Annotated in this window: 10 protein-coding genes; 6 read left to right on the top strand and 4 right to left on the bottom strand. The window is 71.7% G+C overall.

Annotation, left to right across the window (positions count from 1 at the left end; translation table 11 throughout):
* The 3 genes from ALA01S_RS07725 to ALA01S_RS07735 form a co-directional block, all read right to left on the bottom strand.
* The coding region (locus ALA01S_RS07725) for a PhaM family polyhydroxyalkanoate granule multifunctional regulatory protein (protein ID WP_373862981.1) at nucleotides 1-339 on the bottom strand (339 nt) is incomplete at its 3' end.
* Nucleotides 340-446: 107 nt separating this feature from the next.
* A complete protein-coding gene (locus ALA01S_RS07730; RefSeq protein ID WP_066334361.1) occupies nucleotides 447-932 on the bottom strand; it encodes a retropepsin-like aspartic protease family protein in 486 nt (161 codons plus the stop codon).
* 289 nt (nucleotides 933-1,221) lie between these two features.
* Nucleotides 1,222-2,157: a fumarylacetoacetate hydrolase family protein gene (locus tag ALA01S_RS07735; protein WP_066334363.1), complete on the bottom strand. Its 936-nt coding sequence runs from the start codon at nucleotides 2,155-2,157 to the stop codon at nucleotides 1,222-1,224.
* Nucleotides 2,158-2,186: 29 nt separating this feature from the next.
* Here ALA01S_RS07735 and ALA01S_RS07740 point away from each other — a divergent pair, with 29 nt between their 5' ends.
* The 6 genes from ALA01S_RS07740 (at nucleotide 2,187) to ALA01S_RS07765 (ending at nucleotide 10,995) form a co-directional block, all read left to right on the top strand.
* Complete coding sequence (locus ALA01S_RS07740; RefSeq protein ID WP_066334365.1) at nucleotides 2,187-3,326, top strand: DUF3108 domain-containing protein; 1,140 nt, start codon at nucleotides 2,187-2,189, stop codon at nucleotides 3,324-3,326.
* A gap of 82 nt (nucleotides 3,327-3,408) precedes the next feature.
* On the top strand, nucleotides 3,409-3,678 hold the full coding sequence (locus ALA01S_RS07745; protein WP_066334367.1) for a BTH_I0359 family protein: 270 nt from the start codon (nucleotides 3,409-3,411) through the stop codon (nucleotides 3,676-3,678).
* Nucleotides 3,679-3,868: 190 nt separating this feature from the next.
* Nucleotides 3,869-6,163, top strand: coding sequence for an ATP-binding protein (locus ALA01S_RS07750; protein ID WP_066334372.1), 2,295 nt, complete (start codon nucleotides 3,869-3,871; stop codon nucleotides 6,161-6,163).
* Between the two features lie 74 nt (nucleotides 6,164-6,237).
* Nucleotides 6,238-7,290, top strand: coding sequence for a homocysteine S-methyltransferase family protein (locus ALA01S_RS07755; protein ID WP_066334374.1), 1,053 nt, complete (start codon nucleotides 6,238-6,240; stop codon nucleotides 7,288-7,290).
* A gap of 29 nt (nucleotides 7,291-7,319) precedes the next feature.
* Nucleotides 7,320-10,043, top strand: coding sequence for a methionine synthase (metH, locus tag ALA01S_RS07760; protein ID WP_084267321.1), 2,724 nt, complete (start codon nucleotides 7,320-7,322; stop codon nucleotides 10,041-10,043).
* Nucleotides 10,044-10,236: 193 nt separating this feature from the next.
* The gene (locus tag ALA01S_RS07765; RefSeq protein ID WP_066334376.1) at nucleotides 10,237-10,995 is read left to right on the top strand and encodes a glycine zipper 2TM domain-containing protein; all 759 of its coding nucleotides are present in this window, start codon (nucleotides 10,237-10,239) and stop codon (nucleotides 10,993-10,995) included.
* A gap of 71 nt (nucleotides 10,996-11,066) precedes the next feature.
* Here the strand turns inward: ALA01S_RS07765 and ALA01S_RS07770 are convergent, their stop codons facing one another.
* Nucleotides 11,067-12,590, bottom strand: a complete 1,524-nt coding sequence (locus tag ALA01S_RS07770) for a YifB family Mg chelatase-like AAA ATPase (RefSeq protein ID WP_066334379.1) — start codon at nucleotides 12,588-12,590, stop codon at nucleotides 11,067-11,069.
* Nucleotides 12,591-12,797: the final 207 nt, after the last annotated feature.

Below are 12,797 nucleotides of genomic sequence, written 5' to 3' on the forward strand. Positions count from 1 at the left end.
GGGCGTGGGCGTCGGCGCGGGGGTGGGTGTGGGGGCGGCGGGGCGGATGGTGAGCGCGTCGCGCAGGTCGCCCATTTGCACGTTCATGGTCTTGAGCGTGGTCAGCGTCATGCGCTGCACTTCCAGGGCCTGGATGGTGGCGCCGAGCATGCGGGCGTTCTGCTCCAGCCAGAACTGCACGGCGCGCAGCTCGTTGATGCGCTTTTCCAGCTCCTCGGGGTTGAGCGTGGGCGCCACCCACTGGCCCATGGACGGCATGGCCGCGCCGGCGCTGCCCACGAGCTTCTGCAGGAAATCGAATCCCGGAACGAGCTTGGAAAAATCGGGCTGTTCAGCCATGTCTTTGTCTCCCACGACGAACCGGCGATTGTGCCTGCCGGGCATGACGGATCGCGCAGCAGGAAGGTGGCGCAGGCAACGCGGGGCGGGCCGCGGCCGCGGCGCCGTCAGCGCCCCTGCAGCTCGATGCGCAGCACCCCTTGGCGCTGCTGCCAGTGCAGCCGGCCCAGCACGTCCATGCCCAGCAGCGGGCGGTCGCCCAGCCCCGGCAGGGCGGCCATGCGCAGGCGCTGCACCTGCACGCCGCCGTCCAGCGCCACGTCGGCCAGCACCACCGTGCCCATGACCTCGCCGCCGGCTGTCTGCGTGCGCACGCGGCCGACCTCGTCGAGCTCCAGCCGCCGCGCCAGCGCCAGCGGCAGCGCGCTGCTGGTGGCGCCGGTGTCCACCAGGAAATCCACCGGCTGGTTGCCTATGCGCCCGGGCCAGTGGTAGTGCCCGTCCGGCCCGCGGCGCAGCTCCACCACGCCCTCCTGCAACGTGAAGCGCGTGCGCTGCTGCTGGTTCTGCCACCACTGCACGCCCAGGAACAGCACCGCGCCCAGGAGCAGCCAGACGGTGGCGAATTTCAGGGAGCGGGGGAAATCGGACATGGCGCTGGAGGTGGCGTTGAGGGCAGGGAAGGCAAGAGCGCATCGTCCAATGTTTTGGCCGGCGCCGCGCGGGAGCCCGGCCGTCCGGCAAACGCCGGCGGGACCCGGCCTCCCGCCAGCCAAGACGCTCCGGCCTCTACGCCGTCATGCCCGCGAAAGCGGGCATCCACGAATGCCGGGATGTGGGCTTCGATTCGATCGGCATCACGCAGGGCCGGCGTTGGTGCAGGGCGGATTCCCTTGTGGAACAGCGCAATCCCGCCCCTGCGCCTCAAGCGCCTCTTGAAAATCACCCCCGGCCAATCGCCACGGCCTGCTCGATGGCGCCCAGCGGTGCCTGCCCGCGCGCGTCCAGCAGCTCCAGCCGCAGCCGGTCGCCGTGGCGCAGCCAGCCGCCGGTGGGGGCGTCGCCGGACGCTGGCTCGTGCGCGCGCAGTGCCTGCACGCTGAAGCTCGCGCCCGCCGCCTCGGCCTGTGCCGCGCAGCCCACCACGCTGCCGGCCTGCAGCATGCGCGTGTGCGCCAGCCGCGCCAGTGCCTGGCCGAAGTGCCAGGGCAGGGCCTCGGCGGCGTTGCACCGTGCCAGGCGGCGCTGGTTCCAGGTGAGCTGCAAGTCGGCGTGCAGCCGCCCGCCTTCCCAGGCCGTGCCCAGCTCGTCCGGCGTCACCGCGACCGGGCCCAGGGCCGGCGGCGGGCTGAAGCCGGCGTCCGACGCGTCCAGCGCGCGCAGCCGCCAGCGGCTCATGAGCGTGAGCAGCCGCACGCCCTCCAGCGCTTCCAGCGCCGGGGTGCCGGCGGCGATGTCGCCCGTGACCACGGCGATGCCGGCTTCGGCGTCCAGGTCCCAGCCGTCGCTGGCGAACTCGGCCACGTCGCGGGGGCCCAGCAGCGCGTCGCCCGCGCACAGCTCCAGGCGCAGCGGGGCGGGGGCGTCCGGCTCGGCTTCAGGCCGCACTGGCGACGGCCGCGTGGCCCAGGCCAGTTGAAAAGCGCGGGGCAGCGGGGCGGCGCACAGGCGCGGGTCGAAATCGAAGGCGTGGCGCACCTGGCCGCGGTTGAGCGCTTCGTAGAGCTGCTGCAGCTGCGGCGCCATGTAGTTCCAGTCGTCGAGCACCTGCTGCAGCCGGGTGGCGATGCCGGTCGCAAAATGCGCGCGTGTGAGGTCGCGCGACACCACGACGAGCTGTCCGTCGCGCGAACCGTCCTTGTAAGTCGCCAGTTTCATAGCCCTTGTCACCGTTGCGGAACCTGCCATTGTCGGCGCCGCGCCGACGCCGGGTCGCGCTGCTGCTCACGGTGGCAGGCGTGACGCTGCTGCATGCCTGGCTGCTGTTCGGCCGCGCCGGTGAACCCGAGGAAGCCTTGCCGGAGCGCACGGCCGCGGTGCCCTTCCAGTTGCAGGCCGTGCCGGCGCCCCCGCCGCCTCCGCCGCCTCCGCCTCCGCGGGCCGTGGCGCCCAAGCCGGCGCTCAAACCCAAGCCCGCGCCCAAGCCGCGCCCGGCCGAGCCGGCACCGCCGCCGGCCGAGATGGCGCCGCCCGTGGTGGCCGAGGCCGCCTCGGCGCCGGACGCGGTGCCGGACGTGCCCGCGGCGGCGTCCGCGCCGGCATCGGCCGCCGCCGAGACGGCTGTTGCCGCGGCCTCGGTGCCGCCGGCTTCCGAAGTGGCCTCCGAAGCGGCCTCTGCCCCGGCCGCGCCCGCGTCCGCCGCCTCGGACGCGCCGCAGGCCCAGCCGGCGCCGCCCGTGTACGCCACCGAGCTGCCACCGCCCGTGCTGCGCCGCTATCGGCTGGAGCGCGGCCTGCTGTGGGGCACGGGTGTGCTGCGCTGGCAGCCCGGGGCGGGACAGTACGCGGCCTCGCTCACGGGCGACGTGGCCGGCATCAACGTGCTGGACTGGCGCAGCCAGGGCGTGCTGGACGGCGCGGGCATCGCCCCCGAGCGCTACGAGGTGCGCCGCCGCGGCCGCGACGCGCAGGCCGCCAACTTCCAGCGCGACGCGGGCAAGCTCACCTTCTCCGGGCCCACCACCGAGTTCCCGCTGCTGGCCGGCGCGCAGGACCGCCTGAGCGTGCTGCTGCAGATTCCCGCCATCGTCGCGGCCGATCCGCGCCGCTTCGTGGCGGGGGCCAGCGTGCGCGTCTTCGTCACCGGCTCGCGCGCCGATGCCGACGTCTGGACCTTCAAGGTCGAGGGCGAGCAGACGGTGGAGGGCCCCACCGGGCCCCTGCGCACGCTGAAGCTCTCGCGCGAGCCGCGCAAGCAGTACGACACGCGCGTGGAGTTCTGGCTGGACCCGCTGTCGCACTACCTGCCCGTGCGCGCGCGGCTGTCCACCGCGGGGGGCGGCGAAGCGTTGGAACTGGTGCTGGAGTCCGAGGAACGGCTGCCCTGAAGCGTCTTGAAGCAGGTGCCGCGGGGCCGATGGGCTTGAAACTTGCCTCAACCACCTCAACTGCGGCCCAGGAGGTTTGAAGATGCTCATGCTCTACAACTCGGACAGTTTCGCGGTGCTGCAGTTCGATCTGCCCGCCGTGCAGGACAACGACATCCAGGCGCAAACGCGCGGCGGTTACGAAATCGTCGACAAGTTCGCCCGCAAGGAAATCTTCCTCGAAGGCCCGCTGGCCCAGCGCTTTCGCGAAGGCGTGGACCGGCTGGTCGAAACCGAGCCCACCGAGGAGGCGCTGGACGAGTTCATCGCCGGCTACACGCAGCTCGCGCAGCAGCCCGTGACCCTGCACTGAGCGGCGCACCGCCCAACGCGGGCGGGAGGCCTTCCCGCCTGCCCAAGCCCTACGGGCCCGCCGCGTGCGGGCCCGGTTTTTTGTCACATCCCACGGGCTGCGGGCTTGAAATCTTCAAGCCCATGGGGCTTGCTGGTGCGAAGGGCCTGCGACAAGATCGCGCGCACCCTGGAAAGCGCAAGGAGTTGCGGTGAGAAGTCGAACCGATGCGCGCCTGCTGCCCTCACCCGGGCTGACCGAGGCCCCGGTACTCGATCTGATGTGCTCTCAGTTCGTCCTGGCCCTGACCATGAAGCAGGCCGGGCGATTCAACCTGCGCCGCGACTGGAGCAGCCTGTTGTCGCTGGTGGGCCGCCATCTGGTGTGGCCCGCTCCGGCGCTGGCGCGGCTGCGGCAGTTCCTGGGCAGGCGCTGCCGCGACAACGAGCTCTGGCGCGGCCACGAGGCGCTCGCCGACGCGGCCTTCCTGCAGCGCCACGGCTGCTGGCGGGGCCCGTATGAGGAAGGCACGCTCTTCTTCTACATCGACGAATACATCAAGGACGCGCCCAAGGACCTGCTGGCCGTGTTGGGCGCCACCGCCGAGTGGCTGGAGCGCAGCCTGAAGAAGCAGCCCATCCGCGTGCAGCAGAACATCGACGCGCTGGCCGCGCTGCTGCAGCTCAACCCCGCGGAGCGCGCGCTGCTGCTCTACGGGACGCTCGCGCGCTACCAGCGCGACCTGCGCGGGCTGCTGGTGGAGTTCAAGGTCTCCAGCGCGCAGGAGGCGCACGCGGCCATTGCCGCGGTGGCCGGCGTCAACGAGCAGGAGGTGGCCGAGGCGCTGCGTGCCGGATCGCGCCTGGAGCGCATCGGCATGGTCGAGAACCTCATCTCCGAGCACAACATCACCGACCTGGCCGACCTCATGAAGGTCAGCGAGCAACTGCCGCCGGTGCTCATGCGCGAGTACCGCGAGCCCAGCGAGCTCATGGCCGTGTTCACCCGCCCGGCGCGGCGCACCGATCTCACGGCCGAGGATTTCCACTTCGTGGGCGACGACGTGCAGATGCTCACCGCGCTGCTCAAGAACGCCGTGGCGCAGCGCGAGCCCGGCGTCAACGTGCTCATGTACGGCCCGCCCGGCACGGGCAAGACGGAGCTGGCCAAGGTGGTGGCGCAGGCCGCGGGGCTGGAGCTCTACGAGGTGGAATACGCCGACCGCGACGGCAACTCGCTCTCCGGGCGCGACCGCTACCGCTCGCTGCAGATCAGCCAGGTCTTCCTCAAGAGCAGCGGCCACGTGGCGCTGCTGTTCGACGAGGTGGAGGACGTCTTCCCGCCCATTTCCACCGACACCGCGCAGCTCATGGCGCGGCTGGACAGCGGCGACGCGCCGCTGTCGGGCAGCGTCAGCGGCAAGGCCTGGGTCAACCAGATCCTGGAAACCAACCCCGTGCCCGTGCTGTGGGTGACCAACCGCATCGAACAGATCGACCCGGCCTTCCGCCGCCGCTTCCAGTACCACCTGGAGCTGAAGTCGCCCCCGCCGGGCGCGCGCGAAGGGCTGGTGGCGCGGGCGCTGGAAGGCGCCGCCGTGTCGCCGGGCTTCGTGGCGCGGCTGGCCGAGCGGCGCAGCCTCACGCCGGCGCAGATCCGCACCGCGGTGCGCTTCGCCCGCCTGGCGGCCAACGAGGCCACGGGCATGGAAGCGCTCATCGAGCGCCAGCTCGCCAACGCCGACCGCGCCCTGGGCCAGAGCGCCGGCAGCGCCGCGCGCGTGAGCGTCACGCGCTACGTGCTGGAACTGCTCAACGTGGAGTGCCGCTTCGAGCTGCCGCGCATCGTGGAGGCGCTGCGCCGCCGCGGCCACGGCACGCTGTGCCTGCACGGCGTGCCCGGCAGCGGCAAGACGGCGCTGGCCGAGCACCTGGCGCAGCAGCTTGGGCGCCCGCTGATGATTCGCCAGGCCAGCGACCTCATGAGCAAGTTCGTCGGCGAGACCGAGGCCAACATGGCGCGCATGTTCGAGGAGGCGCAGTCCGAGGGCGCGCTGCTGCTGCTGGACGAGGCCGACAGCTTCCTGCGCAGCCGCCGCATGGCCGAGCGCAGCTACGAGGTCAGCGAAGTCAACGAGATGCTGCAGGGCATGGAGCGCTTCGCCGGCATTTTTGTTTGCACCACCAACCTGTTCGACGACCTGGACGAGGCCGCGCTGCGGCGCTTCACCTTCAAGATCCGCTTCCATCCCTTGCGGCCGGAGCAGCGCGTGCGCATGTTCGCCAACGAGGCGCTGGAGGGCGACGCCGCGCGCATGACGGACGAGCAGCGCCAGCGCCTGGCGCAACTGGACCTGCTCACGCCGGGCGACTTTGCCGCCGTGCGCCGCCAGGTGGAGCTGTTGGGCGAGAGCTTCGAGCCGGACGAGTTCCTGAGCCAGTTGGAGAGCGAGCACCGGGTCAAGCCCGAGGCGCGGCAGCGGCGCGGCATGGGCTTTCGCGCGTGATTCACGCGTGACGTAGGCACGCCGGCGCACCCGTGCGGCGGCGCCGGAAAGGGTCCCCTTTCTACAATCGGGGGATGAACGCACCGCACTACACCCGGGGCGCCGCGCTGGCGGCGCTGCTGCCGCAGCGCATCGTCGTCATCGACGGCGCCATGGGCACCATGATCCAGCGCTGGAAACTCACCGAGTCCGACTACCGGGGCGAGCGCTTCAAGGACCACCCCAAGGACCTCAAGGGCAACAACGAGCTGCTGCAGTTCACGCGCCCGGACGTCATCCGCCAGATCCACGAGCAGTACCTGGCCGCGGGCGCCGACATCATCGAGACCAACACCTTCGGCGCCACCTCCATCGCGCAGGAGGACTACGACCTGGCCCCGCTGGCGCGCGAGATGAACGTGGCCGCGGCCCGCCTCGCCCGCGAGGCGGCCGACAAGTACGCCACGCCCGAGAAGCCCCGCTTCGTGGCCGGCGCCGTGGGGCCCACGCCGCGCACGGCCAGCATCAGCCCCGACGTCAACGACCCGGGCGCGCGCAACGTGAGCTTCGACGAGCTGCGCGCGGCCTACCGCGAGCAGGCCGAGGGGCTGCTCGAAGGCGGCTGCGACCTCTTCCTGGTCGAGACCATCTTCGACACGCTCAACGCCAAGGCGGCGCTGTTCGCGCTGGACGAGCTGATGGAGGACACCGGCGAGCGGCTGCCCGTCATCATCTCCGGCACCGTCACCGACGCCTCCGGCCGCATCCTCTCCGGCCAGACCGTGGGCGCCTTCTGGCACTCGGTGCGCCATGCCAAGCCCATCGCCATCGGCCTCAATTGCGCGCTGGGCGCGGCGCTGATGCGGCCCTACGTCGAGGAGCTCTCGCGCATCGCGGGCGACACCGCCATCAGCTGCTATCCCAACGCGGGCCTGCCCAACCCCATGAGCGACACCGGCTTCGACGAGACGCCGGACGTCACCGCGGGGCTGATGGAGGAGTTCGCCAAGAGCGGCTTCCTCAACATCGTGGGCGGCTGCTGCGGCACCACGCCGGACCACATCGCCGCCATTGCGCGCAAGGTCAGCGCCTACCGCCCGCGCGGCAAGGCCGACCCGCTGTTCACTTCCCTGGTCGCCGCCGCCTGAGCCCGCCTGAGCCTGAATCCGGACTATTCATGAACGACGCCAACATTTCCGTGCCGCCCATGCGGCTCTCAGGCCTGGAGCCCGTGTCCATCGGCGAGGGGCACCTCTTCGTCAACATCGGCGAGCGCACCAACGTCACCGGCTCCAAGGCCTTCGCCCGCATGGTCCTGGCCGGCCAGTTCGAGCAGGCCCTGGCCGTGGCGCGCCAGCAGGTGGAAAACGGTGCGCAGATCATCGACGTGAACATGGACGAGGCCATGCTGGACAGCCAGGCCGCCATGGTCCGCTTCCTCAACCTCATCGCCTCCGACCCCGAGATCGCGCGCGTGCCCATCATGATCGACAGCTCCAAGTGGAGCGTGATCGAGGCGGGCCTCAAGTGCATCCAGGGCAAGGGCATCGTCAACTCCATCTCGCTCAAGGAGGGCGAGGCCGAGTTCAAGCGCCAGGCGAAGCTGATCAGGCGCTACGGCGCCGCCAGCGTGGTGATGGCCTTCGACGAGAAGGGCCAGGCCGACACGTTCCAGCGCAAGACCGAGATCTGCGAGCGGGCCTACCGCATCCTGGTCGATGAGGTCGGCTTCCCTGCAGAGGACATCGTCTTCGACCCCAACATCTTCGCCATCGCCACCGGCATCGAGGAGCACGACAACTACGCCGTGGACTTCATCGAGGCCACGCGCTGGATCAAGCGGCACCTGCCTGGCGCCAAGGTGTCCGGCGGCGTCTCCAACGTCTCCTTCAGCTTCCGCGGCAACGAGCCGGTGCGCGAGGCCATACACACCGTGTTCCTCTACCACGCCATCCAGGCGGGGATGGACATGGGCATCGTCAACGCCGGCATGGTGGGCGTGTACGACCAGCTCGACGCCGAGCTGCGCGAGCGCGTGGAGGACGTGGTGCTCAACCGCCGCCCGGACGCGACCGAGCGGCTGCTGGCCATCGCCGACCAGGTGCGCGGCCTGGCCAAGGACGACAGCGCGCGCCTGGCCTGGCGCGCGCTGCCCGTGCGCCAGCGCCTGTCGCACGCGCTGGTGCAGGGCATCAACGAGTTCATAGAAGCCGACACCGAGGAGGTGTGGCAGCAGGTGAGCGCCGAGGGCGGGCGCCCGCTGCACGTCATCGAAGGCCCGCTCATGGACGGCATGAACGTGGTGGGCGACCTCTTCGGCCAGGGCAAGATGTTCCTGCCCCAGGTGGTCAAGTCCGCCCGCGTCATGAAGCAGGCCGTGGCCCACCTGCTGCCCTACATCGAGGCGGAAAAGCAGGCGCTCATGGCGGCCGGCAGCGACGTGAGGTCCAAGGGCCGCATCGTGATCGCCACCGTCAAGGGCGACGTGCACGACATCGGCAAGAACATCGTCAGCGTCGTCCTGCAGTGCAACAACTTCGAGGTCGTCAACATGGGCGTGATGGTCCCGTGCCAGGACATCCTCGCCAAGGCGAAGGAGGAGGGGGCCGACATCATCGGCCTGTCCGGCCTGATCACGCCCAGCCTCGAAGAGATGCAGTACGTGGCTGCCGAGATGCAGCGCGATGCGCATTTCCGCGGCAAGAAGACGCCGCTGCTCATTGGCGGCGCCACCACCAGCCGCGTGCACACGGCGGTGAAGATCGCGCCGCACTACGAGGGGCCGGTGGTGTACGTGCCCGATGCCTCGCGCAGCGTGGGCGTGTGCTCGGAGCTGCTGAGCGACGAGCGGGCCGCCAAGTACATCGCCGAGCTGGAAGCCGACTACGCCAAGGTGCGCGAGCAGCACGCCAACAAGAAGGCCACGCCGCTGGTCAGCCTGGAGGCCGCGCGCGCCAACCCCACGCCCATCGAATGGGCCGCCTACGAGGCGACGGCGCCGAAGTTCGTCGGCAAGCGCGTGTTCCGCAACCAGGACCTGTCGGAGCTGGTGGCCTGCATCGACTGGACGCCCTTCTTCCAGACCTGGGACCTGGCCGGGCGCTACCCCGACATCCTCCAGGACCCGGTGGTGGGCGACTCCGCCTCGCGCGTGTTCGAGGACGCGCAGCGCATGCTGCAGCGCCTGGTGGAGGGGCGCTGGCTGCAGGCGCATGGCGTCATCGGCCTGTACCCGGCCAATGCCGTGGGCGACGACATCGCCTTCTACGCCGACGAGTCGCGCGCCGAGCCGCTGATGACCTGGCATGGGCTGCGCATGCAGTCCGAGCGCCCGGTGATAGACGGCGTGCGCCGGCCCAACCGCTGCCTGTCGGACTTCGTGGCGCCGCGCGGCGTGAAGGCCGACTACGCGGGCATGTTCGCCGTGAGCGTGCAGGGCGTGGAGAAGAAGGAGGCCGAGTTCCTGGCCGCGCACGACGACTACTCGGCCATCCTGCTCAAGGCCCTGGCCGACCGGCTGGCCGAAGCCTTCGCCGAGCGGCTGCACCAGCGCGTGCGCACGGAGCTGTGGGGCTACGCGGCGGACGAGGCGCTGTCCAACGAGGCGCTGATCGCCGAGAAGTACCGCGGCATACGCCCGGCGCCGGGCTACCCGGCCTGCCCGGACCACCTGCCCAAGCGCGAGATCTTCCGCGTGCTGGACGCCCCGGCCATCGGCATGGGCCTGACCGAGAGCCTGGCCATGACGCCGGCCTCCAGCGTCAGCGGTTTCTACATTGCGCACCCGCAGGCGGCCTACTTCAACGTCGGCAAGATCGGCGAGGACCAGCTTGCCGATTGGGCCGCCCGCAACGGGCTGGACGAGGCCGCGGCCAAGCGCGCGCTGGCGCCGCTGCTCTGACGGCTTGAATTGGGCGGCCTGCGCGCCGCTCCGGGGGCCTGCTCCATCGAACGCCCGGCTCCGCCCGGGCGTTTGTATTTCGTTGCACATCCGCCGCCACAGGCGTCCGCCGTGGGCATGGCTCGATCGTTGCCTAGACAGGGACTGCCCTTCGGCGGTCCGGAAGAGCAAGGCAATGCAAGGGACGAACGACATGACGATGGCAAAGCCGGCTTCGCCGCTGCGCTCGCCCGCGGCGCTGGTGGGCGGCGCGGTGCTGGTGGCGGTGCTGGGCGTGGGCGGCGGCTGGATGCTGCGCGGGACCTCGTCCGGCGCGCCGGCCGCGCCCGTGGTCACGGCGCCGGGCCAGGCGCTGTCGAACGGTGTGCAGCAGGGGCAGATGCCCGCCAACGGCGCGCCGGTGTACACGCCGGGTGGCGCCAACAACGTCAACACCGCGCGGCTGGCGCCGCAGGCGCAGGAGCTGCCGGCCGACGAGGTGCAGCGTCCAGCGCCGCCGCCCGCCGCCCCGGTGCAGCACGCACCGGCGCCGGCGCCGCGACACGTGGCCCGCGCCCCGGCGCCGGCACCGGCCGTGCAGCCGCCGGTGAGCGTGGCGCCGCAGCCCGTGGCGCAGGCCGCGGTGTGCCGCAGTTGCGGCGTGGTGGAGTCGGTGCAGGCCGTGCGCCAGGAAGGTCCGGCCCAGGGCATAGGCGCCGTGGCTGGTGGCGTGCTGGGCGGCGTGCTGGGCAACCGGGTGGGTGGCGGCACGGGCCGCAAGGTGGCGACGGTGCTGGGTGCCGTGGGCGGCGGTTTCGCCGGCCACGAGATCGAAAAGCGCGTGCGCTCCGAAACGGTCTACGACGTGCGCGTGCGCATGGAGGACGGCAGCGTGCGCCGCTTCAGCCAGCAGCAGCCCGTCGCCACGGGCACGCGCGTGGTGGACGAGGGCGGCCGGCTGCGCGTGCAGTAAGGCGCGGCCGGGCCGGCCGTGCGGCGTGCGGACGAGGCCGCGGCGCGTGCCGGCGGGCTTGTCGGCCCGCCTCAGCCGGGCAAGGCGCGCCGGTATTGCAGGGCCTCGGCGACGTGGGGCACGTCCGGCTGCTCGGCGCCGGCCAGGTCGGCGATGGTGCGGGCCACTTTCATGGCGCGGTGCAGGCTGCGGCCGGACCAGCCCAGCCGCGTGGCGGCCTGTTCAATGAAGCGCAGCGCCGCGGCCGAGGGGCGCACGTGGCGGTCCAGCCCCGCGGCGTCCAGCTCGGCGTTGGCAAGGCCCTGGCGCTCAAGGGCGCGCTCGCGCGCCGCAGCCACGCGCCGTATCACCACGGCACTGGGCTCGCCCGCGGGCGCGGCCAGCAGCTCGGCCGGTTTCACGGCGGGCACTTCCAATTGCAGGTCTATGCGGTCCAGCAGCGGGCCGGAGAGCCGCCCCTGGTAGCGGGCAATGGCCTGCGCCGTGCAGCGGCAGGGCTTGCCTGTGGCGGCGAAGGAGCCCAGCCAGCCGCAGGGGCAGGGGTTCATGGCGGCCACGAGCTGGAAGCGCGCGGGGTAGCTGGCCTGGCGCCCGGCGCGCGAGAGCGTGATGCGGCCGTTTTCCAGCGGCTCGCGCAGGGCCTCCAGGGCGGCGCGCGGGAACTCCGGCAACTCGTCCAGGAAGAGCACGCCGCCGTGGGCCAGTGAAATTTCGCCCGGCTTGGGCGGCGAGCCCCCGCCCACCAGCGCCACGGCGCTGGCCGAGTGGTGGGGCGCGCGCACCGGGCGCTGGCCCCAGTGCGCGACGTTGAAGCCGCTGCTGGATAAACCCTGCAGCGCGGCGCTGGAGAGGGCCTCGTCCTCGCCCATGGGCGGCAGCAGGGCGGGCAGCCGGTGCGCCAGCATGGACTTGCCGCTGCCGGGCGAGCCGACCATCAAAAGCGAATGCGCGCCAGCCGCAGCGATCTCCAGCACGCGCTTGGCGGCGCTTTGGCCGCGCACTTCCAGCAGGTCCGGCAGCGCCGCGGCGGCCGGCGGCGTCATGGCCCGCGCGCGGGGCAGGGGCACGGCGGCGTCGCCCGGGCGCAGGGCGGCCACCACGTCCAGCAGGTGGCGGGCGCAGCGCACGTCCACGCCCTGCACCAGCGCGGCCTGCTCGGCGCTTTCCGGCGGCAGCACCAGCGTGCGCGTGCTGCCCGCGCGGCGCAGCGCCAGCGCCAGCGCGACGGCGCCGCGCACCGGGCGCAGGTCGCCGGCCAGCGACAGCTCGCCCGCGAACTCGAAGCGCGCAAGCGCCGCCGCGTCCAGCTCGCCGGAGGCCGCCACGATGCCCAGCGCGATGGGCAGGTCAAATCGTCCGGACTCCTTGGGCAGGTCTGCCGGCGCCAGGTTCACCGTGATGCGCTTGTTGTGCGGGAAGGGCAGCCCGCTGTGGCCGAGCGCGGCGCGCACGCGCTCGCGCGCTTCCTTGACCTCGGTGTCGGCCAGGCCCACCAGCGTGAAGCTGGGCAGCCCGTTGGCCAGATGCACTTCCACGCGTACTTCCGGAGCTTCAAGGGCGTCCAGCGCCCGGCTGCTGAGCACGGCCAAAGACATTCGCATCCTCCCGGCGGAGTCAAAGGGGTCGGCCCATTGTGGGGTGCCGTCAACAAGCTGTAACGCCCCGCGTGAAGGCGCACCAATGACGGGCGGCGGCCTGTTCATTCACCAGATTGGTGCGCTTGAGCATGACCGTGGATAAGTGGCCCCCGGGGGCTAACGAGAACTTCCCTGGCACGGAAGGTGCAGTTCATTGTTTGCATT

Source organism: Azohydromonas lata NBRC 102462 (genome assembly GCF_001571085.1).
GTDB lineage: Bacteria > Pseudomonadota > Gammaproteobacteria > Burkholderiales > Burkholderiaceae_C > Azohydromonas > Azohydromonas lata.

What these genes read in the sequence shown, in the direction of transcription:
- ALA01S_RS07730 (WP_066334361.1), bottom strand. Translation starts at nt 932, where the DNA reads ATGTCCGATTTCCCCCGCTCCCTGAAATTCGCCACCGTCTGGCTGCTC.
- ALA01S_RS07735 (WP_066334363.1), bottom strand. Translation starts at nt 2,157, where the DNA reads ATGAAACTGGCGACTTACAAGGACGGTTCGCGCGACGGACAGCTCGTC.
- ALA01S_RS07745 (WP_066334367.1), top strand. Translation starts at nt 3,409, where the DNA reads ATGCTCATGCTCTACAACTCGGACAGTTTCGCGGTGCTGCAGTTCGAT.
- ALA01S_RS07755 (WP_066334374.1), top strand. Translation starts at nt 6,238, where the DNA reads ATGAACGCACCGCACTACACCCGGGGCGCCGCGCTGGCGGCGCTGCTG.
- metH (WP_084267321.1), top strand. Translation starts at nt 7,320, where the DNA reads ATGAACGACGCCAACATTTCCGTGCCGCCCATGCGGCTCTCAGGCCTG.
- ALA01S_RS07765 (WP_066334376.1), top strand. Translation starts at nt 10,237, where the DNA reads ATGACGATGGCAAAGCCGGCTTCGCCGCTGCGCTCGCCCGCGGCGCTG.
- ALA01S_RS07770 (WP_066334379.1), bottom strand. Translation starts at nt 12,590, where the DNA reads ATGTCTTTGGCCGTGCTCAGCAGCCGGGCGCTGGACGCCCTTGAAGCT.